The sequence below is a fragment of the Nocardioides sp. genome (assembly GCF_035576065.1).
Lineage (GTDB): Bacteria > Actinomycetota > Actinomycetes > Propionibacteriales > Nocardioidaceae > Nocardioides.
In genome coordinates, this window is the sequence record NZ_DATLWX010000007.1 from 1 (window position 1) to 26158 (window position 26158).

A 26158-nucleotide genomic window follows, 5' to 3' on the forward strand; every position below is an offset into this window, starting at 1 on the left:
ATCGTCCCGCCGGCCTCCACTACTCAGAACCCACAGGTCCGCCGGACCGCCCGTCCCATCCCGACCACCCGGCTCGTCAAGATCGAGCTCCGCAAGATGTTCAACACCCGCTCGGGCTTCTGGATGCTCATCAGCATCGGCATCCTCTCGCCCATCTCAGCCGGGTCGCTCCTCGTCTTCGGCCCCGACAGCGACGTCACGTACCAGAACTTCGTCAGGGCGAGCGGGTTCCCGATGTCCGTGATCCTGCCGATGATCGCGATCCTGGCCGTCACGGGTGAGTGGAGCCAGCGCACCGGCCTCACGACGTTCACGTTGGTGCCGAGCCGCGGCCGCGTCATCGGCGCCAAGGCGATGGCGACCCTCCTGGTGGGCCTGGGTGCCGTCTCCGTCGCCTTCGCCGTCGGCGCCCTCGGCAACGTGGTCGGCTCCGCACTCGCCGGCGTCGACCCCGTGTGGGACATCCCGTTGTCCATGGCGCCCCAGATCGTGCTCTACAACTTGGTGGGCATGGCCTTCGGCTTCACCCTCGGTGTCGTGCTGCGCAACTCCGCGGCCGCGATCGTGGGCTACTTCGTCGTCTCGCTGGTCGTGCCGGGCATCCTCGCCCTCCTCGCCCAGGTGCGCTCGTGGTTCGAGGACCTGCAGCCCTGGATCGACTGGAACTACACCCAGGTGGCGCTCCTCGAGGGCGACACGAACACCAGTGAGGAGTGGGCGATGCTCGCCTCCACCACCGCCATCTGGATCGTCCTCCCCCTCGCGATCGGACTGTTCTCCCTGCGCCGCTCCGAGGTCAAGTAGCCAAGGCGCGAAGGGGCGCCGACGTCGTCGTGCCCAACCCGGCCCAGCTCCCGCGGTCATGACGTCGCCTGACGACGAGAGCGCCACCGGTCACGACCACCCGTGCGGCACGCGAGGGAGTCCGGGCGTCGGCGCCAGAAGATCCATCCTTTGGCCGATGGATCGGGCGTCCAGGATCGCGACTCTGGATCCATGACTACTTCTTCCATCACCCGCCCGTCCGCGCCACCCGCTGTGAAGCCTGGTCGTTCCTACTGGATCGTCACGGGTCTGTTCTGCGCAGTGTTCGTCTTTTCCGCCCTGCTGACCTTCGTCGACCCTGTCGCGGCTCGCGCGGAGATCCGGCACCTCGAGTTCCCGGCCTACTGGGCCTTTCCCTTGGCTTTTCTCAAGCTGGCCGGCGTCGCTGTCATCCTTGCTGGCCGCTGGCGTCGACTGACGACGTACGCCTTCGCGGGCTTCCTCTTCGACATGATGTTGGCGTTCGGCGCACACGTCGCTCACTCCGAGATGAAGGCCTTCCAAGCTGCAGCAGGACTGCTACTTTGGGCTGGTGCCGTCTGGGTGGACTACTGCCGGTTCGACCGCGAAGAAACCGCCTGAGCCTGAGTCGATGAAGCGCGATCGGGTGCTGGGCCTGACCCTGACGGCCACCACGTTCGTGGTGTCCTTTGTGTTCACGTTCGGGCCGGGCGCCTACCGGATGTCTCTACAGCCGACGCTACTCATTTCGGTCGCTGCGGCCAGCGCAGTGTGGCTCAGCGGACGCCGTCCGCGGCTGGCCCTGGCACTGACACTGGCGCTGACGGTGTCCATACCGGCGCTGGACTCTGCTTTCCCGGCGCTGGACATCGTGATCGTCTTCGTGGCCTACCGGGTCACGCGAGGCACCCAGCTTCCGGTCACATGGTTGGCGGCCTCCACCTTTGCCGCGCTGACTGTGACGGACGGCTGGCAACGCATCGTGTTCGACCGCACGTTCGCCACTCCGTCGGTTCTCTACCCGGCACTGCTGACAGCGTCCACCCACGTGGGTCCTGTCGCGCTCGGAGCCGCCCCGAGACGGGACACTCCATGCCCGAACGGCACCGACGTGGCCGTCCGCCGAGCCCTTGGCGCCGCACATGCAGAGGTATCATTCCTCGACACCCGAAACCCCTCCGGACGCCGTGCCGAGGACTACCGTGGATGGCATGACAGAACGGGCGGTCCCCTCCCTCGGTGGGCGCCCCGACAGCGAAGCGTTCCCGGACGCGGAAGGACCCATCGCAGACCTGGCCCGCAAGCTCGACGTGCTGGAGCTGAGCACGACACAGTTCGCGGTCGATTGCGACGACCCAGCAGAGCTCGCTGCTGAGCTGGAGCGCCAGGCGGAGCAGCTCGGCGCAGAACACCTGAGGCGGAGGGCCATGCTGGTCCAAGCTGACGTGCAATGCCGGCAAGGACAGCCCATCTCCGCCGGGCGCCTGCTCCGCTCGGTCAACCGGTGGGCCATCGAGCACGAGGACCAGTACCTCCTCGCCCGCAGCCACCGGCTGCTGGGGACATTCTTCGGCTCGCTCGGCGACGACGTGGCGTTCCTCGAGAACGCCATGGCAGGCGTCGAGCTGCTCTCCCCCGAGGCAGGGCCTGACCTGCGGTGCGACCACCTGAGGAGCCTCGGCGTGGCGCAAGGCCGCGTCGGGGCCTTCGACGAAGGGCGCCGTTCCTTTGCCGAGGCCGAAGAGCTGGCTGACAGGCTGGGCAACCGCGAGCGCCAGGTGTTCATCGTGAACAACCTCGCCTATCTCGAGTACCAGGCAGGCGAGCACCAACGAGGCCTTGAAACCGTGGACCGACTTCTCCAGCTGGCCGAGACGCACTCCGTCGCGCTTGCGTCCAGATATCTCGACACCATCGCCCGCGTCTACCTCGAGGTGGGTCGCTTCTCCGAGGCGGAGGACGTCCTGCAGGAGCTGTTGGACCGCATCGAGGTGAACGACTTCGCCAATATGGACGGCAAAGCCGAAGGCTTTCTCACTCTGGCCGAGGTCAAACGCCGCGGTGGCTCGCTCGACGAGGCGCACGCTGCCTTGGAGCGCTGCCGCGAGTGGTGCGACCGCCTCTCGCTGTACGGGGTCATGGTCCGTGTCCGCAAGGAGCAGGCGGAGCTCTATGCCGCCGAAGGTCGCATGGCCGAGGCCTTCACCGAGTTCAAGCGGTTCTACCGAGAATCCCAGCAACTCACGTCCGAGGCTCGTATGGCCCACTCGCGCACGCTGCAGACCGTCTACGACCTCGAACAGATCCAGCGGACCAGCCAGCTCGTCGAAGAAGTCGCTGCGGCCAAGGGCGACTTCATCGCCATGGTCTCCCACGAGCTGCGCACGCCCTTGACCTCGATCATCGGCTACCTCGACCTGCTCGACGACGTCAAGGACCCCATCCCGGAGGAGGCACTGCGATACCTGTCCGCTGTGACCCGCAACGCCGATCGGCTGCTGGTCCTCGTCACGGAGCTGCTCGCCGCGAGCGAGGTGGCGAACTCGCCGATGCGACTGACCCTCGCGCCGACCGACCTTTCGGCACTGGTCAACCATTGCATCGACGACTTGGGCCAACGCGCCATCGAGGCTGGCCTCACGGTGGTCCGGGACCTTCCTCCCGACGTCGTGATCAACGCAGATGCGGGGCGTCTCACCCAGGTGGTCGACAACCTGCTCTCCAACGCGATCAAGTTCACCCCTGCCGGAGGTCAGATCTCCGTCCGGGTGCTCTGCCAGGACCAGGGCGTGGATCTCATCGTCCGTGACACCGGGATCGGCATCGATGCCGCATCCCTGCCCCACCTCACCACGAAGTTCTTCCGCACGCCTCAGGCCAGCGCTGCAGCCATCCCCGGCGTCGGCCTGGGCCTGATGATCACGAACAGCGTCGTCGAGGCCCACCACGGCACCTTGAGCGTCACCAGTCGAGAGCACGAAGGAACGTCCGTACGCGTCCACCTCCCGAAGGGCTCCCTGCCGGGCACCCCGACGGTCCAACCCCTCGGACTGAACGGGCGAGCAGCGTTGTAGCGCCATCAGTGACGTCACGCGCCCGGGGGTAGCCTCGATCGGGTGAGGACACTCGTGGTGACGACCGTGGCAGTCGTCGTGGTTGCGCTCACCGGCGGCTGCGCCGGCGATGGCGGCTCGTTCGGATCAGACGACCGTCAGGGCACAGCGAGCACCGATGACCCCACACCCTCGGACCCGGAGACCCCGACTACCCCGTCGCCACGGTCAGGGGACACCGCGGTCGTCGACAGTGAGGCATGTGACGAAGTGCGAGCCGGCATCGACGCCTTCAACCTCGGGGAGTTCGACGAGACCATCGAGCACTTCCAGGTGGCACTCCCGCTGGCCGAGGAACAGGACGACGGCTCTGTGCCGGCGGGCGAGCTCATCGAGGCAGTGCGCTACTACGCCGAGCTCGACGCGGATCTCTACCCCGACGCGGCCCGGAGCTCTCCGGAGTTTGCGAAGTACAAGGCGATCACCCTCGGCCAGTGCGTGGCCGGGGACGACGTCGCGTCGGAGACGCCCGGGGAAGAGATCTAGGGTCTGAACGACAAGGGGCTGGACCACTAGCCGATGCTGCGGAACCGTCATCGCGAGAGTGCCGTCAGACGCACATGAGAGCCTTGCCGATCCTGCTCCTCTTGGCGCTCCTCACCGCCTGTGGCCAGCCGTCCGTGACGGCTCAGGAGTCCCCCACCGCAACGCCCAGCGAGCCCTCGTCCACCTCCACCAGCGGCGAGGAGGGTGGTCCCGGCGGCATCGAGCCGCCCCCGCCCTTCCGTGTCTGGCACGACGGCCGCGAGCTCGTACTGCACCCTCACACGTACTGCTACGGAGGCGGTTGCGTCGACGGGGTCAACCTCGATCCTCCCGATGTCGGCTCACCCGAGGAGATCCAGGTCCACGTGCCGGTGCAGGAGTTCGCTCTCTCTGTGTACGCACAGGAGCTGACCCGCGAGCCGCGGCCGGACGACCCGTCCTTCAACGCCACGTGCGGAGGACGCAGCTTCGAGGTGCCGGTCGAGGACCTGGGTGACGGGTGGTACGCCCTTCGACCCGCAGGGCCCACCGCTCTCTACGACATCCAGCTGTTCGCCCAGGGCGGCGGGGACATGATCGCGAGCCTGCACTGGCGGACCCCGTTCGACGGGCCTGCGCCGGAACCCTCGGCGCGGCTCGCGTTGATCGCTGAACACGACGGTGAGCCCGACAGCTACGGACTCGAGCTGGCCATCGACGACCTGGCGCAGACGCCGGAGCGCGTCACTGCGGAGATCACGGTGACGGCCGGCAACGGAAGGTCCATGACGTTCGCGGCTGAGCAGACCAGGGACCCTTGCCGTAGCGCAGGTGATCTCTACTTCAGCCGGCCCGACGAGCCCGCGAAGGCCGCTGCCGCCCTGGGTGACTTCCCGTTCACCACCACCGTGACGCTGACGCTGGACGGACGCATCCATGAGGCCACGGCCGTCTATCCCGACGACGAGATCGAGGGCAACGAGCCGAGCGTTGCTCTCGAGTTCACTCCCCAGCTCCCCGGACTCTGAGGTCCCCGTTCAGCTCGGGCAAGTGAACTCGATCGCTTGACTCGTTCGAACACCTGTTCGATGATAGGGAGATGTCCTCCAGCCGTTCGATCGCCTCCCTTGACCCGGGGCGTTCGGTCATCGAGCAGCTGCGCGAGCGGGTGGCAGCGATGGAGCACCGGCCGGCTGTCCAGCCGGTTGCGACAATACCCGGCCTGGTCGACCTCGTGCCCCTGCACGCGGGTGCGACCTACGCCGTCGACACCGCCTCGCTCGCCATGGCCCTGGCCGCTGGAGCCTCGCGAGCCGGGGAGTGGGTCGGGTTTGCGGGATGCGCCGACTTCGGGGCAGAGGCGGCCGCCGAGCTGGGGATGGAGCTGTCGCGCACGGTGCTGGTGCCCGACCCCGGGGAGCACTGGCTGGAGGTGACGGCGGCACTGGTCGACGTGCTCCGGGTCGTGGTCCTGCGACCGCCCGCTTCCGTCGACGAGCGGACGGCAGCGGTCCTCGACTCGCGCCTGCGCACGCGCTCCTCGGTCCTCGTCGTCCACGGCGACTGGCCGCGGGTCGAGGCCAGGCTGAGCATCGAGGAGTCCCGTTGGACCGGTCCGACCGCGGGAGCAGGGCAGCTGCAGGAGCGGCGGGCACGCGTCGCCGTACGCCGCGGGACGCGTCCGCCGCGGAGCGCAGACCTCGCCTGGCCGGGGGTGCACCTCGTTGACCAACCAGTGCGCGAGATCCGCCAAGCGTCCGGATGAGGGTGATGGTGGTGTGGTGCGCCGACTGGTCGGTGGTCGCAGCACTGGACGAGGCCGAGACGTCGCCGCGCTCCCCCGCGGCCGTCCTCTCCGCCAACCTCGTCGAGGTGTGCAACGGCCCCGCGCGCTCCCAGGGCGTACGCCGCGGCCAGCGTCGCCGCGACGCCCAGGCTCGTTGCCCCGAGCTGGTCCTGCTGCCGGCCAACCCCGACCGCGACGCGCGTGCCTTCGAGCCCCTGCTGGCCATCGTGGAGGACCTGCGTCCCGGGGTCGCGGCACTACGTCCCGGCCTGCTCGCCGTTCGGGCTCCCGGCAGCTGGTACGGCACCGAGACCGAAGCTGCAGCGACGGTGTGCCAGGCCTTGGTCGACTCATGCGTGTGGGACGTCCGGGTGGGCATCGCCGACGACCTGTTCACCGCCGAGCAGGCCGCCCGCACCGCCGAGGTGCAGTCGTGGGAAGTGGTCCCGGTCGGCAGGTCCGCCGCCTTCCTACGTGGTCTGCCGGTGCACGTGCTCAACGGGGACGGGCCGCAGGGACGCGACCTGGTCAGCCTGCTGCAGCGGCTCGGGCTCGGGACGCTCGGCGACCTCGCCGATCTGCCTGGCGAGGCTGTCGAGCACCGGCTCGGGGCCTACGGCGCTGGGGTATGGCGACGCGCCAGAGGCCAGGACCCCGCCCTGTTCGTCGCCCGCACGCCGCCGCCCGAGCTCGACACGGCGGTCACCTTCGAGCCTCCGCTCGACTCGGTCGAGGCCATCACCTTCAGCGTGCGGACCACGGCCGAGCGCTTCGTCTCCCAGCTGGCGCACCACCAGCTCGTGGCCACCGGGGTGCGGGTCGAGGCCGAGTCCGACGGCATCGTCTGCTCCTCGCGCACCTGGCTGCACCCACGTCACTTCGGTGCTCGCGACCTGGTGGACCGGGTGCACTGGCAGCTGCAGTCCTCGACCGTCGGTGGGTCGCTGCGGGCCCGCAAGGACGTCGGGTCGGTCCGCGCCCCCATCGACCGGGTCCGGTTCCTGCCCGAGGTGGTCGAGCCCGCTGCTGCCCACGGCGAGGCCCTGTGGGGCGCCGCGTCCGACGAGCTGGTCGAGCGGGGCGTGGCCAGGGTGCAAGGAATGGTCGGCTTCGACGCCGTACGCCGACCAGTGCTCCAAGGCGGTCGCAGCCCGTCTGCCCGGCAGGCGTTGGTGCCGTGGGGCGAGCGGGCGGTCGATCTGCGCCCGACCGACCGACCGTGGCCCGGCAGGGTGCCGGGGCCGGCGCCGGTGCGGGTGTTTGCGACTCCGCCAGCCGCCGAGGTGCTCGACGAGACCGGCCGGCACGTCGGCGTCACCGATCGCGGCGTCGTCACCGGCGAGCCCTGGCGCTTCCGGCTCGGCAGCGGGATGTTGCCGTGGCAGCCCGTCACCGCGTGGGCCGGCCCCTGGCCCACGGACGAGGGCTGGTGGTCGAGCGGGACCGGGCCGACCGCTCGCTTCCAGGTCGTCGGCGCCGACGGCCGTGCCTGGCTCCTGGTGTGCGCTCCCGACGGCTGGTCCCTCGAGGCCGGCTATGACTGAGCCCGAGGCGACCCGGAGGGCCGGCACGTGAACTGGAACAACCCCGCCATGAAGTGGAGCGAGCTCGAGCGCCGGCTCAGCGGGCTGCCGGGGGCCGACGACGCACCGGTCTCGCGACGCAAGCGCGCCGCCACCTCCGCCCGACCGATCGAGCGGCCCGCCAGCGTCATTCCCTACGCCGAGCTCCACTGCCACAGCCACTTCAGCTTCCTCGACGGTGCCAGCTCGCCGGCCGCGTTGGTCGAGGAGGCCGTGCGGCTCGGCCTGCACGCCCTCGCCATCACCGACCACGACGGGTTCTACGGTGCGCCGATGCTGGCCGAGGCGGCTTCGGCGTACGACCTGCCCACCGTCTTCGGCGCCGAGCTCTCCCTCGGTCTCACCGGCCCGCAGAACGGCGTGCCCGATCCCGAGGGCACCCACCTGCTCGTCTTGGCACGTGGGGTGGAGGGCTACCACCGGCTCGCGGCCGCGATGACTGACGCGCACCTGAGCGGTGACGAGAAGGGTCGCCCGGTCTATGACCTCGACGAGCTGGGCGAGCGCGGGCGCGGTCACTGGGCGGTGCTCACGGGCTGCCGCAAGGGTGCGGTCCAGCAGGCCCTCGGGCACGGCGGCGAGGCAGCGGCGACCGAGGAGCTCGACCGACTGACGTCGCTGTTCGGGCTCGAGCACGTCCTCGTCGAGCTCTCACCCCGCCCCGGTGCCGACGCGACCAATGCCTCGCTCGCCCGCCTGGCGGCGGTCCACAGCCTCGACGTCGTCGCGGCCGGCAACGTCCACCACGCCACCCCGCAGCAACGACGGCTGGCCTCGGCCATGGCCGCCGTGCGAGCCCGACGCAGCCTGGCCGAGCTCGACGGCTGGCTCGACCTCTCGGGCTCGGCCCATCTGCGCAGCGGCGCCGAGACGTCCACCGCGCTGGCCGCACACCCCACCGCCGTCGCCCGGAGCGTCTCGCTCGCCGACGAGCTCGCCTTCGACCTGCGCAAGGCATCGCCTGCACTGCCCAAGCGGCAGATCCCCGAGGGGCACACCGCCGACTCGTGGCTGCGAGTGCTCGCCGAGCGCGGGTTCGCCGAGCGCTACGCCGGCGTCCCGCACGAGCGCGAGGCACGCGAGCGCCTCGAGCACGAGCTGCGGATCATCGCCGAGAAGGACTTCGCCGGCTACTTCGTCATCGTGCACGACATCGTCGCCTTTGCCCGCGAGCGAGGGATCCTCTGCCAGGGCCGTGGCTCCGCGGCGAGCTCAGCGGTCTGCTACGCCCTCGGGATCACGGCCGTCGACGCCGTCTTCTACCGCCTTCCCTTCGAGCGGTTCATCTCCGCGCACCGCGACGAGGAGCCCGACATCGACGTCGACTTCGACTCCGACCGGCGCGAAGAGGTCATCCAGTGGGTCTACGACACCTATGGACGACGCAACGCTGCCCAGGTGGCCAACGTCATCACCTACCGGCCGCGCATGGCCGTGCGCGACGCCGCGAAGGCCCTGGGCTACTCCCCCGGGCAGCAGGACGCGTGGTCCAAGCAGATCGACGGCTGGAAGTCCCCATCAGAAGTAGGGGCTGGCGCCGGTACATATGGGGGTGATCCCGCGGCCCACGACGTCCCGGCGTCGGTGGTGGCGCTCGCCGAGGAGCTGGCTGGCGCCCCCCGGCACCTCGGCATCCACTCCGGCGGGATGGTCCTCACCGAGCGACCCATCGGCGAGGTCTGTCCCATCGAGCGGGCGCGGATGGACCGACGGACGGTGCTGCAGTGGGACAAGGACGCCTGCGAGTCGATGGGCCTGGTCAAGTTCGACCTGCTGGGCCTGGGCATGCTCGGGGCGCTGGACCACATGATGCGGCTGGTCGCCGATCACCTGGGCGAGCAGTGGGACCTCGCGACCATGCCCAAGGAGGAGCCCGCGGTCTACGACATGTTGTGTCGCGCCGACTCGATCGGGGTGTTCCAGGTGGAGAGCCGGGCCCAGATCGGCACGTTGCCGCGGTTGCGTCCGCGCGAGTTCTACGACCTCGCCATCGAGATCGCACTGATCCGCCCCGGTCCCATCCAGGGCGGCGCCGTCCACCCCTTCATCAGGCGGGCCACCGGGCAGGAGCCCGTCACCTACGACCATCCCGAGCTGGTGCCGGTGCTCGAGCGAACCAAGGGGGTGCCGCTGTTCCAGGAGCAGCTGATGGCGATGGCAGTCACCCTCGGCGACTGCAGCCGTGACGACGCCGATCTGCTGCGCAGGGCCATGGGGTCCAAGCGCGGGGTCGAGCGCATCGAGTCGGTCAAGCAGAAGCTCTACAGCGGTATGTCGCGCCGCGGGATCACCGGCGACCTTGCCGACTCGATCTACGTCAAGATCCTGTCCTTCGCCAACTTCGGCTTCGCCGAGTCGCACGCCCTGTCCTTCGCGCTGCTGGTCTACGCCTCGTCCTGGTTCAAGCTGCACTACCCGGCTGCGTTCCTGGCCGGTCTGCTGCGCAACCAGCCGATGGGCTTCTACTCGCCCCAGTCGCTGGTCGGCGATGCCAGGCGCCACGGCGTCGACGTACGCCGTCCCGACGTCACTCGGTCCGCGGCACGCGCCGAGCTCGAGGCTGTGGTCCTCGGGCCGGTCGCCGCCACCGGACTGGACGGGTGCTGCCAGCCGCGTTTCGTCCGCACGGAGTGGGTGCCCGGCACCCCGGACCCAGTCCCGGCGCACCGGCGCGACGGCGCGCTCGCCGTACGCCTCGGGCTCGACTCGGTGCGCGGTATCGGCGTCGACGTCGCCACGCGGATCGTCGCCGCCCGTGACGAGGCCGCATTCACCGGCGTGACCGACCTGTCCCGGCGCGCGGGCCTGAGTCCGACGCAGCTCGAAGCGCTGGCCACGGCGGGCGCGTTCGACGCGTGGGGAATGGATCGCCGGGAGGCGCTCTGGGCGGCCGGCTTCGCCGAGGGCGCCGACCACCTGCCCGGCACCACTCCGGCGCCGGCTGCGCCGACCCTGCCCGGCATGAGCGAACCCGAGATCACTCTCGCCGACCTCTGGGCCACTGGCGTCTCCCCCGAGCGCCACCCGATCGAGCACCTGCGCGACGAGCTGCGTCGGGCCGGCGTCCGCTCGGTCGCCGACCTCGCCACCACCGAGTCCGGTCGCCGCGTCCACGTCGGCGGCCTGGTCACGCACCGGCAGCGGCCCGGGACCGCCATGGGCGTCACCTTCCTCAACCTCGAGGACGAGACGGGCATGCTCAACGTCGTGTGCTCGGTCGGGCTGATGCGGGCGCAGCGCCAAGCCGCACGCAACAAGGTCGCCGTGGTCATTCGCGGGCGCCTCGAGCGCAACGAGGGCGTCACCAACCTCATCGCTGACCGCGTGGAAGGCATCGACGTGATCGTGCCCGGCGCAGGCGCCGTGCTTCAGGCGCGGGCGTCGTCGCGCGACTTCCGGTAGGGCATCAACGATCCCGTGCGCGATGGTCTAGACCAGTCTGGATCTGGACATCCGATGCGGTCCCCCGCGCCGAAGACGCCACGTGGCTCTCAACCTTCGACAAACCTTGGACGAGGTCCAGCAGGCACCCTTCGTGGTGGACGTGTTGCGCAGCGGGGACCTCCTCGCCGCGGCCGCCAGCCGCGAAGGTGGACCGGAATCGGTGCGGCTCCTCACCGCGGTGATCCACGAGGACGACGAGCTGACCGCGGTGGCCGCCGTACACGCACTTGCCCCCGTTTTCGACGACGGGGCCGACGCCGTCCTGTCCGACCTGCTGTCGCACCCCCGAGCGTTCCTGCGCGAGCACGCGAGCTGGGCACTCAAGGCCCGGCTGCCCCGCCTCGACGCGATCGGCAGGCTCGTCGGAGTGCTCGTGAGCGGTGGGTTCTCCGGCGTCCTCGCCCAGCGCACGCTGGCCCACTGGGCCAACTCCGCGCCGGCGCAGGTTGCGCTCGCCCTCGAAGGCGCTCTCGCCGGGGCGGCTGATCCGGCCGTCCGCAGCAGGCTGGTCGAGACCCTCGGACTGGTGCCCGGTCCGATCGCGGGTCGCGCCGTGCTCCAGGTCGTCGTCGACCCCGCCGAGCACCCGACCGTACGAGCGACCGCTGTTGCCGCCCTCGGTGACCGCCCGGGCGACGCCGCCGCCGAGGCCGCGGTCCGTGACCTCAGCACGGCCGACGGCGAGCTGGGAACTGTCGCCCGGCTTGCTGCGATCGACCTGGGCATCGGCGCTGCGGAGCGTGGCGCGTCTGGGTCCGGACTGAGCGTCGCCCAGCTCTTCCTGCACGCCGACATCGACCGTGACCTCAGTCGGGCGGGCGCCGGCGACAACGGCGGCGTCGCCACCCTGCTGGTCCGGCTGGGTGACGCGCTCGCGACCGAGCCCGGAGTCGGCCGCGTGCTGACCATCTCCCGCGGCACAGCCCGCGCCGCCCTGGACGCCCTGAACCCGGGCGAGGGGCACCTGCTGACGCCGGTGCCGCTGCTGGCCGAGGCCGCCTCCGCCGCGCAGGCCTGGCCGTCGCGGGTCGCAGCGGAACGCGGGATCCGTCGGGTGCTGCGGACGCACCGCGTCGACGTGCTGCACCTGCGGATGGCGGAGGTGGGCAGCCTGGCCGCTGCTGAAGTGGCTCGCGAGCTGGGCATCCCGGTGGTCTTCACCCTCGCCCCCGACCCGCACGCAGTCATCCATGCCCTGGACATGACCGGCGCCCTGCACCGGGGCAACTTCGGCACCGAGGACGAACGCGAGCACTACTGGTTCCGTGCCCGTCTGGTGCAACGCCTGGCCGAGGACTCGGCTCACATCGTGCTCTTTCCCCGCCCCGAGGTGCAGCACGACATGCGCGAGCTGCTCGGCCTCGACGTTGCCGCGCAGCCCAGCCGGTTCACCGTGGTGCCGGAGGGCATCGACCTGAGGGTCAGTGCCGTGGCCGCCGCTGAGCTCGGGCGTCCCGGAGCGCCCGGCAAGGCGTTGGCCGAGCTCGACGCGCTCGTTGCCGCGCTGCCCGCGCACCGCCGACGGTTGCCGCTGGTGGTCAGCGTGGGTCGCCTGCACCGGGTGAAGGGAATGGCGACCCTGGTCGAGGCGTGGGCAGGCGATCGTGAGCTGGCTGGGCGGTGCAACCTGCTGATCGTCGGCGGCGACCTCGCCGATCCCTCCCCGGACGAGCGCGAGCAGCTCGACCGGATCGCCGGGGTGCTGACGCGGTTCCCCGCGGCCACCTCCGGCCTGCTGATGCCTGGTCACCGGCCCAACGACGTGGTCGCCGTCTGGCTGGCGGCCGCGCGGGCGGGCCGGGAGGGCGGCATCGGCCCGGACGGGGTATACGTGTGCAGCAGCCTCAAGGAGGAGTTCGGCCTGGCGCTGTTGGAGGCCCTGGCCTCAGGGCTGGTGGTGGTGGGCCCGGCAACCGGCGGACCGGCGACCTACATCGACGGCGGCGTCACCGGCGTGCTCGTCGACACCCGCCGGCCGGACGAAGTGGCCCGGGCGATGCGGGCCGCGTTCGACCTCGCCACCGCCCCGGGTCAGGCCGACCGGATCAACCGGGCGCTGGAGCGGGTGAGCGCCGACTTCACCGTGCAGGCCATGGCCGACCGGCTGGCCGCGATCTACGCCCGCGCCGTCCGGACGGCGAACCGCTCGTGACACGGTCCCTCACATGACCCTGTTGGTGATCAGTCCGGACTACGCGTCGCACCTGCTGCCGCTGGCGACCCTCGCGACGGCCTGGAGCGACGCGGGCGAGCCTGTCGTGGTGGCAACCGGCCCGGCGACCGCCGGCATCGTCGCCGGGTTCGGCTTCGACCGTGCCGATCTGGTGCTGGGCCGGGGTTCGAATCCCGGCGTCATCCGCGCAGAACAGCAGCCACCCGGCGAGGACGCCGCGCTGCGTGGCTTCTTCGCTGCCACGCGGCACGGCATGGTGGAGACGTTGCGCTACCAGGCTGAGGCACGGCGCACCGATCTGCTGTGGGAGCCGGTGGACCGGGCCCGGGCCGTGCTGGACGTCGTCGACCGGGTGAAGCCCGACCAGGTGATCGTCGACCATCTGGCGTTCAGCGCCCGCCTCGCGCTGGCCGTGGCGGGTATCCCGTATGCCGATGTCGTGCTCGGCCACCCGTCGGCGCTGCCGGTCGGCGACGAGGTGTACGGCTACCCGCCCGCCTGGCCGGCCGCCTTCACCGCCTCGGAGTCCGACCTCACCGCCCTGCACCGGTTGTGCTGCGACGTACGGGACGACTTCACTGCGGAGTGGAACGCCGCCCTGCGCGTGCTGTCACCGGGTGCCACGCCGTCGGCGGACGCGTTCGCCGAGCACGGTGACCTGCTGATGCTGAACTACCCGGCGGCCCTGCACGACCCGGCACGCACGGCGTTGCTGCCCCCGCACGAGTTCCTCGGCTCGGCCGTCCGGGCAGAGCCGGCAGCCGACGACGTCCGGGACTGGCTCGCGGCCGACGACCGGCCGGTGGTCTACGTCAGCTTCGGCAGCTTCCTATCCGCGCGCGGGGACGTGCTGGCGACAGTGCTGGACGCCCTGCGCCCGCTCGGCCTCCGGGTCGCGGTGGCGACGGGCTCCGCCGCCGGCCTGCCGGACGTTCCGCCCGACTGGCTGATGCGTCCCTACCTGCCGCAGGTCGCGTTGCTGCAGCGGACGGCGCTGATGGTCACCCACGGCGGCAACAACAGCGTGACGGAGGCGCTCACCGCCGGGGTGCCGATGGTGGTACTGCCGTTCTCAACCGACCAGTTCGCAGGAGCGGCGGCGATCGAGGCCGCCGGGCTGGGGGCTGCGCTCGACCCCAACGTGGTCACGTCCGCGGACCTCGGGAGGGCTGTGTGCGGCGTACTCGACGGCTCTGCCCCGCGCCTGGCCAGATCGATCGGCGAGGGACTACGCCGCGCACCGGGCCGCGACGTGGCCCGCGCAGCCCTGCACGGCTGACATCCTCGGACGCATCGCGTTGCCGTCGTGGTCGCCCGGGGCCTCAGCTTGCGGGCGCCCGGGCATCGAGCACCGCGACGCTGCGTGGTCCGGCCGTACGCCGATAGCTGGCGTCGATCAGCTCAGCGACCTCGTCCCAGTCGGTGTCCTCACGCAGGTCCAGTCCGATCCACCCGGAGGAGCCCAAGTAGGCCGGGACGTAGCAGCGGTCGTCTCCGATCAGTGCCTCGCGCTCCCCGAGATCGACCAGCACCAGCACCGACTGCTCGTGCTGCAGGTAGCTCCCGTCGACCTTCACCGATCCCCCGTAGTAGGCGAAGATCTTGGTGGTGAAGAAGGCTGGACGGCCATGCGAGATCTTCTCGGCCGCGTCAGGCAGAGCCAGCGCGAGTGCCCGCACCCGGCGCAGGACCGGGTCTGCCTCGTCGAACATGATGGGATGCGCCATCCGGACAGGCAAGCACACACGAGGGACAGCCGTCGACACCGCGGGACCGTGGGCCCGAGGTCAGGCGAGTGCTCCCAAGCCCGTGGGATCGGGCGCCAACACGCCGGAGGGCGGGACTTCACCGTCCTTCGGCTCCGCCAGCGGTGGGTCCTGCTCGGAGCCCTCCAGCGCAGCGAGCACGTCAATGGCGGGCAACTGCAGTTCGATGTCGCCCTCGTCGTTCATACCGCTCCCTCTCCCCGGCCTCGCCTGACAGAACTGCCACGCACAGGCCCTCCCAAGCCCTCGGTTCAGGCAACCACGGCCTCGCGAGATGTCGTCACACCCGAAGGGACCGACACCGGGGATGCGTCCGGTCGTGGCGCATCACGACGTGCGAGCCTGCGGACTTGTTCACCGACCAGCGCTAGGGTCGGCGGCGTGGATACCGAGCCGAGACTGATCGCGGGCCAAGAGACCCCGACGAATGCCGCATCCCGCATGCTCGAGCTGGCTGCGGTCACTGCCGAGACGCTCGTCAACGATGCGGAGGAAGAAGCCAGGTCGCTGGTGAGCGCAGCGCAGGCCGAGGCTGATGCGATCCTGCGGGCCAGTCGCACCGAGGCCGATCGGGTCGCTGGTGCGTCGGCCCGCGCCAAGAAGGAACAGGCCGCCGAGCTGGAGAGTGAGCGGGCCACGACACTGTCCGAGCTCAGCGACAAGAAGTCGGCCATCGAGGCGCAGATCGCCGAGCTGCGCGAGATGGAGAGCCTTCACCGCGAACAGCTGCGCCGGCAGCTCACCGACCAGCTGTCCAGGCTGGATTCGTCGCTGCCGGGACCGCCCGACAGCGGCACCAGCCGACGCTAGGGGTCGGGACGGCCGCGCGTGGATGTTCGCGTAGGTCTGTGCGGGTGGACCATCTCGCAGTCGACGTATGTCCGTCGTTTCCCGCTGGTCGAGGTGCAGCACACGTTCTACGAACCACCGGCCGACGCCGTGCTGGCCCGCTGGCGGGCGCAGGTGCCGTCCCACTTCGAGTTCACGATCAAGGCGTGGCAGGTCGTCACCCACGAGTCCAACAGCCCCACCTACCGGCGGCTGAAGCGACCACTGCCGGACAGCGCGCGTGGACAGCTGGGTGCATTCCGTACGACTCCCCCGGTCCTGGCGGGTTGGCAGCGCACGCTGGAGTGCGCCCGCGTGCTGCGCGCCACGGCGGTGCTGCTCCAGTGCCCGCAGAGCTTTCGCCCGACGACGGACAACGTGGGACGGCTGCGCGCCTTCGTCTCGCAGGTGGAGCGGCCCGCCGGGCGGCTGCTCTGGGAGCCTCGCGGTGAGTGGCCCACGCAGCTGCTCACCGAGCTCTGCTCCGAGCTGGACCTCGTCCACGTGGTCGATCCGATGCAGACCGAGACCGTGACGCCGGAGCAGACCTACTACCGGCTGCACGGCACCACGGGCTCGCGACACGTCCACACCGACGACGAGCTCCACCGGCTGCGGGACCTCGTCGATGGGCGTCCGTCGCCATACGTCATGTTCAACAACCTCCCCCGCACCGGCGACGCAGAGCGGTTCCTCGCCCTGCTCTCGCGCTAGCTGGCCAGGACCTACTGCGCGACCCAGTCGGTGAAGCTCCGGGGTTCCTGAAGCCAGTCGACGACGCCCATGGACGTGCCGTTGGGTCGCGTGCCTGACACACGGACGGCGACGCGGACCTGGTCGGGTGACCCGATGGCTTCGCGCGCGATCCGTATCCGGGCCTGGTCCTTGATGTAGCGCAACCGGAGCTCGTAGGAGCCCTCCACCGGCTGGCCCCAACGACGGTGGCCGAATCCCTCCGTGGCGAGCAGCTGGTAGTCCGAGCCGGAGAAGAAGGCGCCCACGAAGACGTACTCCGGCCCCGCGTCCAGCTCGTCGGTGTCGAAGTAGATGGCGGCGGAGGACCCGGTGCGGAACGAGGGCCGCAGGTCCGTGTGGGTCGTGGTGACCACGACGTTGTCCGTCCTGTGGTCGAGGACGACCGAACGCAGGTCCACGCCGTGGTCGAGGTCGTTCGGGTCCTGGACGCCGATCGCGTCAGCACTGGCGGCAGCCTGAAGGGACAAGGTGAGAGCAGCGGCAACCGACAGGGCGGCCGCGCTGAGGCGGGTGGTGTGCATCTCTTCTTCCAGTTTCTTGAGGGGTGTAGCGACTAGTGAAGACGCATTCACTGCGCCGTGGGTTGCATTTCGTGGCGGATGTCCATTCTCCTACCGCGACCAGCCGTAGCGGAATACGCTGCCGACGTGACCATCCAGGCGCCCCCCGGGCTGGAACAGGGATCCGCGAGGCTGGCGACCACCACGCGGGACCCACGCCAGCCCCCGTGGTTGTTCCCCGCGGCAGTGGTCGCCTCGATCCTGGTCACTACAACCGTTGCCATCGGCATCGACCTCAGTTCGGTGAACAGCGCCTCGATGAACGCAGGCAACGTCTGCCAGATGGCCGCAGCGATGGTCGCGGCAGCGGCCTGCGTTCGGGCGGCGACCCGCGGCGGGAATGAGCGTCTGGCTTGGGCACTCCTGGCGTTCTCGATGCTGGTGTGGTCGACGGCCGCGGCTGTGTGGCTCTGGTACGGCGTCAGCCGCGACCACGACTACCCGTTCCCCTCCATTGCCGACCTCGGCTTCCTGGCCTACGTCTTTCCCGCCGCCGCAGCGCTCATCGCCTTCCCGCGGGAGCCCCAGCTGGCGGTGAGCTGGTTCCGCGCGCTCATGGACGCATTGGTGATCGCCTCCTCGGTGCTGTTCGTGAGCTTGGCGACGGTGCTGGGGCCGCTGTCCGACTCCGCCGGCACCGGGCTCACCCGAGTCACGACCCTCGCCTACCCCATCGTCGACGTGCTGATCGTCTCGCTGGTCCTGGTCCTCGGGCTGCGACGCCCGGCGCAGGATCGCCTGCCGTGGCTCCTGCTGGGCGGCGGCCTGCTCGTCCTGTCGGTGACCGACAGCATCTTCGTCTCGCGGCTCAGCGCCGGCGAACCGACCATCGGCACGCCGCTCCAGGCGGGCTGGGTCGCCTGCTTCCTGCTCATAGCCCTTGCGACGATCAGCCCGATCCGGGCGGAACACGGCCGGGTGCAGCACTTCACCGTGGGCCGCGAGCTGCTTCCCTACGCGCCGGTGGTCGCCGCGGTCATCGTGGTCGCCGAACGCAGCGACCCGTTGGACCTGCGCGGGGAGCCGTTCCTGTTCTGGAACGGGATCGTGGTGCTGGGCGTGGTGATCATTCACCAGGTGATGATCGCCCTCGAGAAGACTACGTTGGCGAGCGGTCTGGAGACCATCGTCGCGACTAGGACCGCGGAGCTGGTGCGGGCCCGCAACGAGGCGATGGCTGGGTCAGAGGCCAAGTCGAACTTCCTGGCGACGATGAGCCACGAGATCCGTACACCGATGAACGGTGTGATCGGCTTGACCGGTCTGCTGATGAACACCGACCTTGACGAGACCCAGCGCCGGTATGCCGCCGGCGTCAGGGGGGCCGGCGAGGCGTTGCTGGTGATCATCGACGACATCTTGGACTTCTCCAAGCTCGAGGCAGGCAAGGTCGAGCTGGAGCAGGTCGACTTCGATCCGCGAGAGCTTGTCGAGGAGGTCGGGGTCCTGCTGGCTGAGGCCGCCGCCGCCAAGGGTCTGGAGCTGGTCGCCTACTGCGACCCCTCTCTGCCGTCAGGGCTGTGTGGGGACCCGGGCCGGCTCCGGCAGGTCCTGATCAACCTGACGTCGAACGCGATCAAGTTCACCGATACGGGCGAGGTGACGCTGCACGCGCAGCTCGCCGACCGGGACGAGGAGCGTTCGTCGTCCGAGGTCGAGCTCGTCTTCGAGGTCCGCGACACCGGCATCGGGATCAGCAATGACCAGCAGGTCAGACTGTTCCAGCCCTTCACCCAGGCCGACGCCACGACGACGCGCCGCTTCGGTGGGACGGGCCTGGGACTGGCGATCTGCAAGCGACTGGTCGAGGCGATGGATGGCCAGCTGACCCTCGCCAGTGAGCCCGGGCGCGGCAGCGCGTTCACCGTGACCGTCCCGCTCCCGGCTGCGACCGGACGGGCGGCCGCGGTGCCCGACCTGCTCGCCGGGATGCGGGTCCTGGTCGTGGACGACAACGACACCAACCGGACGGTGCTGACCACCCACCCGGACGCCTGGGGCCTACGACCCGACGCGACCTCCGATGGACCCAGCGGTCTGGATCTGGCCCGCGGCGCGGCCGCGGACGGCAACCCGTACCAGCTGGCGATCCTGGACCTGTGCATGCCCGGCATGGACGGTCTGGAGCTCGCGAGTGCCTTGACGGCCGACCCGCTCCTTGTTGATACGCGCACCATGATTCTCACCTCGGCCGGGGCGGTGGCCCCCGAGGAGGCCGCCCGCGCCGGCGTCCAGGAGTGGGCTCGCAAGCCTGTCCGCTTCTCCGAGCTGCTCAACGCGCTGTTGCGCATGGTCTCCACGGACCAGGATGCCTCCGTCCTGCAGGCACCGGCCGCCGCGCCCACCCCGGCGGGAGGCTCACGTGGAACGGCGCTTCGTGCACGCCCACGGCGGGCCCAGTGGTTTCCTCACCCTGAGCATCGGCATCGCCGGGTTCAGACCCCAGCGCGAGGTCACCAGCGCGAAGCTGCTCGCCGAAGCCGACCAGGCGCTCTACGAGGCCAAGGCCGCCGGTCGCAACACGGTCGTCTGCGCGGGACCAGGACTCAGCTCTCCTGTGCACGGCTGACACGCGGCTCCCTGACGCCACCGGGCAGTCGGCACGACGTCAGGGCCAGTAGGTGGCGGCGTGCGCGAGTGCCCGGTCCTCCAGCTGCGTGACCCGGCGCTCGAAGAGAGCGAGCGCCTCACCCCCGGTCCAGTTCGCCGGCAGCAGGTCGGGTGGCAGCGCCGGGTCCCGGAACGGGAGCTGACGCCAGTGGTCGACCATCGTCACGTACGTCGCAAAGGCGTCCGCCGGGATCACGGCGCCCGGCTCCGGAGCAGCGTCGGCGAAGCGCGCCAGGAAGGTGCGGTAGCGCGCATCCATGGCAGGGAGGTCCCAGCTCCGCGCGACGAGCGCGGGCAGGTCGGGGCCCGCCACGTAGCTGCCGGTGAAGACGGCGCAGAAGCTCATGAGGTCGAGCTCTGCGATGGCCTGCTCAGCGGCGGCCTGCATGCGCGCCGGCGCGATCCAGGTCGCGGTGGACACGTTGCCGAAGCCGAGCGCTGACAGGTGGGACCGGAGCCGGTCTCGACGGCCGCGCGCCGTCTCGGGGATCGAGAAGGTGATCACGCACCACCCGTCCGCCAGGTCGGCAGGCTGGCGGGCGTGCCAGATCACCTGGTCGCCCGCGGCCAGCGACGCGAGCGCCTCGGTGGAGAGCCCGTAGCCGCGTACGCCCGCTCGCGTCTCCGAGAGCAGCCACCCCCGCTTCTTCAGCCTCGACACCGCGGTCCGCACGCTCGGTGTGTCCAGCCCTAGCCCCGAGGTGAGCTCGACCGTCCCTGCGATCGGCATCCAGCTGCCCAAGTGCCGCACGACCGAGCCGAGGAAGGTGACCAGGACGGTGCGGGAGCGAAGCGCTGCGACCGGGCGTGCCACCTGTCCGGCGGTCGTCACCCGCCGACCGGTGCGCGAGCGGGACGCCACCGCACGTGCACGTCCTTCGCCTCCCCCTCGCGCAGCACCGACAGGCGGGGCGGGATCTTGTCGGTCCGCGACGTCGGCGGCCGGCGCCGGCCGGCCTTCCACGGCTCTGGCCACTCGGCGGCGTCCCCCTGGTAGTCCTGCTCGGCCGCCGCGTGCAGGGTCCAGTTCGGGTCGTAGAGGTGGGGCCGTCCCAGGGCGCAGAAGTCCGCCCGTCCGGCGAGGAGGATCGTGTTGACGTCGTCGTACGACGAGATGGCACCCACGGCGATGACCTGGACTCCGGCGGGGCCGGCCACACGGTGGCGGATCTTGTCCGCGAACGGCGTCTGGTAGGACCGGCCGAAGGACGGCTTCTCGTCCTTTGTGACCTGACCGGATGAGACGTCGATCGCGGCCGCGCCGTGCTCGATAAAGGCAGCCGCCAGCTGCACGGCGTCCTCGTCGGTGTTGCCGTCAGGCGCCCAGTCGGTGGCCGAGATGCGCACGGTCACCGGGATGGCTGCCGGGACCGCCTGGCGCACGGCGTCAAAGACCTCCAGCGGGAACCGCAGCCGGCCCTCCATCGATCCGCCGTAGGCGTCCGTGCGCTGGTTGGAGATCGGGGAGAGGAACGACGACAACAGGTAGCCGTGCGCCGCGTGCACCTCGACGAGGTCGAAGCCAGCCTCCACGGCACGCTCGGCGGACACGACGAAGTCACGCACGATCGACCGCAGGTCGTCAGCGGTGGCTTCGCGTGGCACGTGGCACCCTGGCCCGTACGGCAGCGCGGAGGGTCCGACCACCTCCCAGTTGCCCGTCTCGAGCGGCTCGTCCATGCCCTCCCACATCAGCTTCGTGGACCCCTTCCGGCCGGAGTGGCCGAGCTGCACGCCGATCTTCGCGGTGCTGTGGGAGTGCACGAAGTCGGTGATCCTGCGCCAGGCCCGGGTCTGGTCGTCGTTCCAGAGGCCGGGGCACCCCAGCGTGATGCGTGCCTCGGGGGAGACACACGTCATCTCGGTCATCACCAGTCCCGCGCCGCCCATCGCCTTGGATCCCAGGTGCGCGAGGTGGAAGTCGCCGACGAGACCGTCCGTGGCGACGTACATGTCCATCGGCGAGACGATGACGCGGTTCTTCAGCTCCAGCTCGCCGATCCTCCCCGGCTGGAACATCGCGGGGACCACCTGTGGCGCCCCCTGGTGGCGGGCGAACTCCTGCTCCATCTGCGCCGCGAAGACGGTGTCGCGGTCCTTGAGGTTGTCGAAGGTGATGCGGCGAGAGCGCGTGATCAGGTTGAAGACGAACTGTGCTGGGTCCTGGTCGGCGTACATCCCGATGTTCTCGAACCACTCCAGCGAGGCCTGTGCCGCCCGCTGGGTCGACTCCACGACCGGCTTCCGCTCCCCCTCGTAGGCCGCGAGGGCCTGCCCCACGGACGGGTGCTCGTGCAGGCACGCCGCCAGGGCCAGCGCGTCCTCCATCGCCAGCTTGGTGCCGGAGCCGATGGAGAAGTGCGCCGTGTGGGCGGCGTCGCCGATGAGCACCACGTTGCCGTCGTACCACCGCTCGTTGCGGACGGTCTGGAAGCTGAGCCACTTCGAGTTGTTGGTGAGGACCTGATGACCCTGCAGCTCGGTGGCGAAGATCTCGCTGACCCGCTCGACGGCGTAGGTGTCCGAGGCCCCGGGAGGGAACACCTGGTCCTCGGTGCGGTCCAGGCCGGCGCGACGCCACACGTCCTCGTGCATCTCGACGATGAAGGTGGACCCCGTGTCGGAGTAGGGGTAGCCGTGGATCTGCATGACGCCCCACTGCGTCGTCAAGACGTTGAACTGGAACGCCTCGAAGACGAGGTCCGTGCCGAACCAGATGTACTTGTTGGCCCTGCGGTCCAGGGTGGGTCGGAACGCCTCCTGGCGTCGGGTGCGGACCTGCGAGTTGAGGCCGTCGGAGGCCACGACCAGGTCGTACGCCGCACTGAGCTCGTCGACGTCCGGCGCGTCCGTGCGGTAGTGCACCGTGACGTCCAGCTCGAGCGCCCGCTGCTGCAGGGCGCGTAGGAGGTCCTTGCGGCTCATCGCGGCGAAGCCCTGCCCGCCGACGGTGAAGCTGTGACCGTCGAGCTCGACGTCGATGTCGGTCCAGCGGGCGAAGAGCCGCTCCATCTCGTCATGGACGACTCTGTCGGCGCCGCCGATGCTGCCGAGCGTCTCGTCGGAGAACACCACCCCGAAGCCGAACGTGTCGTCGGGTGCGTTGCGCTCCCAGACGGTGATCTCGTGGGAGGGGTCCAGCGACTTCATCAGGGCGGCCAGGTAGAGCCCGCCGGGGCCACCGCCCGCGATGGCGATCCTCACGAGCCCTCCCCCTCGACCTGTCGGCGCAATCTGCTCTCCTCGACTTTCCGGCGGAGCCGGCCCTCCTCGACTTTCCGGCGGAGCCGGAAGTGTTGGAGCTTCCCGCTGGTGTTGCGTGGGAGCGACGGCTCGAACCGCACGTCGCGGGGGTACTTGTAGGGCGCCAGGACTGCCTTGACGTGGTCCTGGATCTCGGTGGCCTTCGCGGCGTCACCGCTGACGCCCTCACGCAGGACCACGAAGGCGCACACCACCGAGCCCCGCTCGGGATCGGGCTTGCCGACGACCGCAGACTCCACGACGTCGGGATGGGTGTCGATGGCGGCCTCGACCTCGGGGGGCGCGATGTTGTAGCCCGAGGAGACGATCATGTTGTCGGTGCGTGCGCGGTAGTAGAAGTAGCCGTCGTCGTCGCGGCTGAAGGTGTCGCCGGTGACGTTCCACCCGTCGACGACGTAGGACGACTGACGCTCGTCGTCGAAGTAGCGGCACCCGACCGGCCCGATCACCGCGAGACGCCCCTCCTCCCCCGGCGGGAGCTCCTGGCCGTCTGGACCGAGGACCGTGGCGCGGTAGCCCGGGATCGGCCGGCCGGTCGCCCCGACCCTGATGTCGTCCCCGGCTGCCGAGATGAAGATGTGGAGCATCTCGGTGGCGCCGATGCCGTCGATGACCTGCAGTCCGATCTCCTCGTGCAGCTGGCGCCACGTCTCCTCCGGCAGGTGCTCGCCCGCGCTGACCCCGGTGCGCAGGCCGGCCAGCTGCTGCACCTTCCCCGCAGCCAGGATCTGCTTGTAGGCCGTGGGCGCGGTCGCGAGGACGGTGACGCCGTGCTCCTCCACGAGGTCGGCGAGCTGCGCCGGCGTGGACGCCTCGGTGAGGAGGGAGGCGGCCCCGGCCCGCAGGGGGAAGACCACCAGCATGCCGAGGCCGAAGGTGAACGCGAACGGTGCCGTGCACGCGACCACGTCGTCGGGCTGCAGCTGCAGGACGTGGGTGCCGAAGGTGTTGTCGATCGAGAGGATGTCGCGATGGAAGTGTGTGGTGATCTTGGGGACGCCGGTGCTTCCGCTGGTGGGACCGAACAGGGCGACGTCGTCGGCAGCGGTGTCCGCGGCCGCGAACTCACCGGACTTGCCTTCGGCCACCGTGCAGAGGTCGTCCGCCCCTCCTCCCCCGAAGGTCATCACCGACAGGTCGACACCAGCACTTCGGCGTACGTCCTCGACATCGGCAGCGAACCGGTGGTCCACCAGGGCGATCCTCGGACGCGTCTTCTCCACCACCGGCGCCAGCTCGCCGGCGCGCAGCGCGGAGAACATCGTGACGACGACACCACCGGCCTTCAGCACCGCCAGCCAGCACGCGACGGTCCACGGGTTGTTGGGCGATCGAAGCAGGACCCGGTTGCCGGGCACCAGACCGAGGTCCTCGACCAGCACCTGGGCAACCTGGTTGGTGCGGCGCTGCAGATCGGCGTACGTCCAGCTGTCGCCGTCGGGGGTGAGCAGCGCGACCCGGTCGGGGCCGTGCCTGGACACGGCCACGTCGATGAGCTCGACGGCGGCGTTGAGGCGCTCCGGGTAGTGCAGCTCGTCGGTGGTGAACTCGAGGGTCGGCCACTGGTCCGCCGGGGGCAGGTGGTCGCGCGCGAAGGTGTCGGTGTGCCCGGTCGGTGAGAGCTCCATCAGCGGCCTCCTGAGTCCCGGATCATTCCTTCTTGGACGACGCTCGCGACGTGGGTCCCATCGGTGGTGAAGAACGCGCCGGACGCGGCGCCACGCCCGGAGTCGGCCGCCATGGCTCGCTGCACGTAGAGCAGCCACTCGTCGACCGGAGCGGGCCGGTGGAACCACATGGCGTGGTCCAGGCTGGCGGTGACCAGCCCGTCGTCCGCCCAGGCCTTGCCGAGCACCCGCAGCACGGGCTCGAGGATGGTGTAGTCGCACACGTAGGCGAGGGCTGCCTGGTTGCGCTGCTCGTCCGTCAACCCGTCCACCGGCCGCAGCGCGTCGAACGGCCGGACCCAGATGGCCTGGTGAGGGACAGGCTCCCCCTCCACCTCGAGATACACCGGCCCGGGTGCGTGACGCATGTCGAAGCTGCGACCTGTCGACCAGTAGTCCTTCGACTCCTCGGTCATCGTCCCGCCACTCCGCCCGGCGAGGTAGTCGGCCGAGGTGGGCATCTCGTCGGGTGGCGGCACGGTCAGGGGGACGGTGTCGTGCCAGGCCCCGCCTGCCTCGCCGGCCGCAAAGCTGGCCATGCAGACGTAGACGGGCTTGCCATTCTGGTAGCCCCGGACCTGACGCGTGCTGTAGCCCCGTCCGTCCCGAAGGATCTCCACCTCGTAGCGGATCTCCGCGCCGATGTCCGCAGGCCGCATGAAGTAGGAGTGCATCGAGTGGAGGCTCTTGCCGTCGGTGACCGACCGCACGGCCGCGGCGACAGCCTGCGCCACGAGGTCGCCGCCGTAGGCCTTGGGCCAGGGACAGGACTGGGTCCGGGCGGTGAAGGCGAGGTCGAAGTGCTCGGGCTCCGCGACCGTGAGGGTCACGGCATCCGTGAAGGTGGCCGAGGTGGGAGTCGTCACGGGCGGTCCGACCAGTCGCGGAGGTCACCGTCGCTGACCTGCGGAAGGTTGACAACGATGTTCTCCGGCGCCCTCGTCGTCATCCAGGTCAGCGGGTTGTTGCGGTCGAGGTTGCACTCGACGTGGGGCATGAACGGAGGGACGAAGACCCAGTCGCCCTCCTGCATGTCGAGGTAGTCGGCGAACCTCTCCCCGAAGTAGATGCGGGCCCGACCGGAGAGCACGTATCCCCCGGTCTCCGCCTCGCCGTGGTGGTGGGGTGCCGATCGATATCCCGCGTCGTTGTGGACCTTCCCGAACCAGATCCGGGTGGCCGGCGTGTGCTGGATGCTGACGCCCGAGATGCGGGTGGCGCCCTCGGACTGCCCAGTGGTGTCCGGTTCGTGACCGGCACGGGTGACGAACGGGACGACCAGTCCGCTGTCGTTGGCATACGCGCTGGCGTCGCCCTCCAGGACGTACTTGCTCAGATCGGGTTCCATGGGGCTCCT

At 70.2% G+C, this 26158-nt stretch carries 21 protein-coding genes; 13 read left to right on the forward strand and 8 right to left on the reverse strand.

Features of this window, described 5'->3' with window-relative positions:
- The 10 genes from VNJ48_RS02905 to VNJ48_RS02950 form a co-directional block, all read left to right on the forward strand.
- On the forward strand, nt 1-804 hold an 804-nt coding region (locus VNJ48_RS02905), incomplete at its 5' end, for an ABC transporter permease subunit (RefSeq protein ID WP_325598930.1).
- Between the two features lie 192 nt (nt 805-996).
- Nucleotides 997-1407, forward strand: a complete 411-nt coding sequence (locus VNJ48_RS02910) for a DoxX family protein (protein ID WP_325598932.1) — start codon at nt 997-999, stop codon at nt 1405-1407.
- 590 nt (nt 1408-1997) lie between these two features.
- Entirely contained in the window at nt 1998-3860 is a 1863-nt protein-coding gene (locus VNJ48_RS02915) for a tetratricopeptide repeat-containing sensor histidine kinase (protein WP_325598934.1), read from the forward strand.
- Nucleotides 3861-3902: 42 nt separating this feature from the next.
- Nucleotides 3903-4385 carry a hypothetical protein gene (locus tag VNJ48_RS02920; RefSeq protein ID WP_325598936.1) on the forward strand — a complete coding sequence of 161 codons (483 nt, stop codon included), beginning with the start codon at nt 3903-3905 and terminating at the stop codon, nt 4383-4385.
- 74 nt (nt 4386-4459) lie between these two features.
- Nucleotides 4460-5392 carry a hypothetical protein gene (locus VNJ48_RS02925; RefSeq protein ID WP_325598938.1) on the forward strand — a complete coding sequence of 311 codons (933 nt, stop codon included), beginning with the start codon at nt 4460-4462 and terminating at the stop codon, nt 5390-5392.
- 71 nt (nt 5393-5463) lie between these two features.
- Entirely contained in the window at nt 5464-6129 is a 666-nt protein-coding gene (locus VNJ48_RS02930; protein WP_325598940.1) for a hypothetical protein, read from the forward strand.
- Entirely contained in the window at nt 6126-7694 is a 1569-nt protein-coding gene (locus tag VNJ48_RS02935; protein ID WP_325598942.1) for a DNA polymerase Y family protein, read from the forward strand. The genes VNJ48_RS02930 and VNJ48_RS02935 overlap by 4 nt, the downstream gene beginning before the upstream one ends.
- Nucleotides 7695-7721: 27 nt before the next feature.
- Nucleotides 7722-11135, forward strand: a complete 3414-nt coding sequence (locus tag VNJ48_RS02940; RefSeq protein ID WP_325598944.1) for an error-prone DNA polymerase — start codon at nt 7722-7724, stop codon at nt 11133-11135.
- A gap of 82 nt (nt 11136-11217) precedes the next feature.
- Nucleotides 11218-13329, forward strand: a complete 2112-nt coding sequence (locus VNJ48_RS02945) for a glycosyltransferase (protein ID WP_325598946.1) — start codon at nt 11218-11220, stop codon at nt 13327-13329.
- Between the two features lie 13 nt (nt 13330-13342).
- A complete protein-coding gene (locus tag VNJ48_RS02950) occupies nt 13343-14629 on the forward strand; it encodes a glycosyltransferase (protein WP_325598948.1) in 1287 nt (428 codons plus the stop codon).
- A 43-nt stretch (nt 14630-14672) separates the two neighbouring features.
- On the opposite strand, the gene VNJ48_RS02955 is transcribed toward VNJ48_RS02950, so the two are convergent.
- Entirely contained in the window at nt 14673-15077 is a 405-nt protein-coding gene (locus VNJ48_RS02955; protein WP_325598950.1) for an MmcQ/YjbR family DNA-binding protein, read from the reverse strand.
- A 60-nt stretch (nt 15078-15137) separates the two neighbouring features.
- A complete protein-coding gene (locus VNJ48_RS02960) occupies nt 15138-15302 on the reverse strand; it encodes a hypothetical protein (protein ID WP_325598952.1) in 165 nt (54 codons plus the stop codon).
- 195 nt (nt 15303-15497) lie between these two features.
- Here VNJ48_RS02960 and VNJ48_RS02965 point away from each other — a divergent pair, with 195 nt between their 5' ends.
- Both VNJ48_RS02965 and VNJ48_RS02970 read left to right on the forward strand, forming a co-directional pair.
- A complete protein-coding gene (locus VNJ48_RS02965) occupies nt 15498-15926 on the forward strand; it encodes a hypothetical protein (protein ID WP_325598954.1) in 429 nt (142 codons plus the stop codon).
- Nucleotides 15927-15944: 18 nt separating this feature from the next.
- Nucleotides 15945-16658 (forward strand): DUF72 domain-containing protein, encoded by a 714-nt coding sequence (locus tag VNJ48_RS02970; RefSeq protein WP_325598956.1) that lies wholly within the window; start codon nt 15945-15947, stop codon nt 16656-16658.
- Nucleotides 16659-16669: 11 nt separating this feature from the next.
- On the opposite strand, the gene VNJ48_RS02975 is transcribed toward VNJ48_RS02970, so the two are convergent.
- Nucleotides 16670-17221 carry a hypothetical protein gene (locus VNJ48_RS02975; protein ID WP_325598958.1) on the reverse strand — a complete coding sequence of 184 codons (552 nt, stop codon included), beginning with the start codon at nt 17219-17221 and terminating at the stop codon, nt 16670-16672.
- A 126-nt stretch (nt 17222-17347) separates the two neighbouring features.
- Between VNJ48_RS02975 and VNJ48_RS22725 the strand changes: the two genes are divergently transcribed.
- Nucleotides 17348-19921 (forward strand): hybrid sensor histidine kinase/response regulator, encoded by a 2574-nt coding sequence (locus tag VNJ48_RS22725; protein WP_325598960.1) that lies wholly within the window; start codon nt 17348-17350, stop codon nt 19919-19921.
- Here the strand turns inward: VNJ48_RS22725 and VNJ48_RS02985 are convergent.
- The 5 genes from VNJ48_RS02985 to VNJ48_RS03005 are packed head-to-tail and all read right to left on the reverse strand — an operon-like array spanning nt 19869 to nt 26149.
- Nucleotides 19869-20702 carry a PaaX family transcriptional regulator C-terminal domain-containing protein gene (locus VNJ48_RS02985; protein ID WP_325598962.1) on the reverse strand — a complete coding sequence of 278 codons (834 nt, stop codon included), beginning with the start codon at nt 20700-20702 and terminating at the stop codon, nt 19869-19871. The genes VNJ48_RS22725 and VNJ48_RS02985 overlap by 53 nt on opposite strands.
- Nucleotides 20699-23074, reverse strand: coding sequence for a bifunctional salicylyl-CoA 5-hydroxylase/oxidoreductase (locus VNJ48_RS02990; RefSeq protein ID WP_325598964.1), 2376 nt, complete (start codon nt 23072-23074; stop codon nt 20699-20701). Before VNJ48_RS02990 ends, VNJ48_RS02985 begins: the two co-directional genes overlap by 4 nt.
- A complete protein-coding gene (locus VNJ48_RS02995) occupies nt 23071-24762 on the reverse strand; it encodes an AMP-binding protein (RefSeq protein WP_325598966.1) in 1692 nt (563 codons plus the stop codon). Before VNJ48_RS02995 ends, VNJ48_RS02990 begins: the two co-directional genes overlap by 4 nt.
- Nucleotides 24762-25667, reverse strand: coding sequence for an acyl-CoA thioesterase (locus VNJ48_RS03000; RefSeq protein ID WP_325598968.1), 906 nt, complete (start codon nt 25665-25667; stop codon nt 24762-24764). Before VNJ48_RS03000 ends, VNJ48_RS02995 begins: the two co-directional genes overlap by 1 nt.
- Nucleotides 25664-26149: a cupin domain-containing protein gene (locus tag VNJ48_RS03005; protein WP_325598970.1), complete on the reverse strand. Its 486-nt coding sequence runs from the start codon at nt 26147-26149 to the stop codon at nt 25664-25666. Before VNJ48_RS03005 ends, VNJ48_RS03000 begins: the two co-directional genes overlap by 4 nt.
- Nucleotides 26150-26158: the final 9 nt, after the last annotated feature.

What these genes read in the sequence shown, in the direction of transcription:
- VNJ48_RS02995 (WP_325598966.1), bottom strand. Translation starts at nt 24,762, where the DNA reads ATGGAGCTCTCACCGACCGGGCACACCGACACCTTCGCGCGCGACCAC.
- VNJ48_RS02935 (WP_325598942.1), top strand. Translation starts at nt 6,126, where the DNA reads ATGAGGGTGATGGTGGTGTGGTGCGCCGACTGGTCGGTGGTCGCAGCA.
- VNJ48_RS02960 (WP_325598952.1), bottom strand. Translation starts at nt 15,302, where the DNA reads ATGAACGACGAGGGCGACATCGAACTGCAGTTGCCCGCCATTGACGTG.
- VNJ48_RS02950 (WP_325598948.1), top strand. Translation starts at nt 13,343, where the DNA reads ATGACCCTGTTGGTGATCAGTCCGGACTACGCGTCGCACCTGCTGCCG.
- VNJ48_RS03005 (WP_325598970.1), bottom strand. Translation starts at nt 26,149, where the DNA reads ATGGAACCCGATCTGAGCAAGTACGTCCTGGAGGGCGACGCCAGCGCG.
- VNJ48_RS02955 (WP_325598950.1), bottom strand. Translation starts at nt 15,077, where the DNA reads ATGGCGCATCCCATCATGTTCGACGAGGCAGACCCGGTCCTGCGCCGG.
- VNJ48_RS02925 (WP_325598938.1), top strand. Translation starts at nt 4,460, where the DNA reads ATGAGAGCCTTGCCGATCCTGCTCCTCTTGGCGCTCCTCACCGCCTGT.
- VNJ48_RS02910 (WP_325598932.1), top strand. Translation starts at nt 997, where the DNA reads ATGACTACTTCTTCCATCACCCGCCCGTCCGCGCCACCCGCTGTGAAG.
- VNJ48_RS02915 (WP_325598934.1), top strand. Translation starts at nt 1,998, where the DNA reads ATGACAGAACGGGCGGTCCCCTCCCTCGGTGGGCGCCCCGACAGCGAA.
- VNJ48_RS02930 (WP_325598940.1), top strand. Translation starts at nt 5,464, where the DNA reads ATGTCCTCCAGCCGTTCGATCGCCTCCCTTGACCCGGGGCGTTCGGTC.
- VNJ48_RS02975 (WP_325598958.1), bottom strand. Translation starts at nt 17,221, where the DNA reads ATGCACACCACCCGCCTCAGCGCGGCCGCCCTGTCGGTTGCCGCTGCT.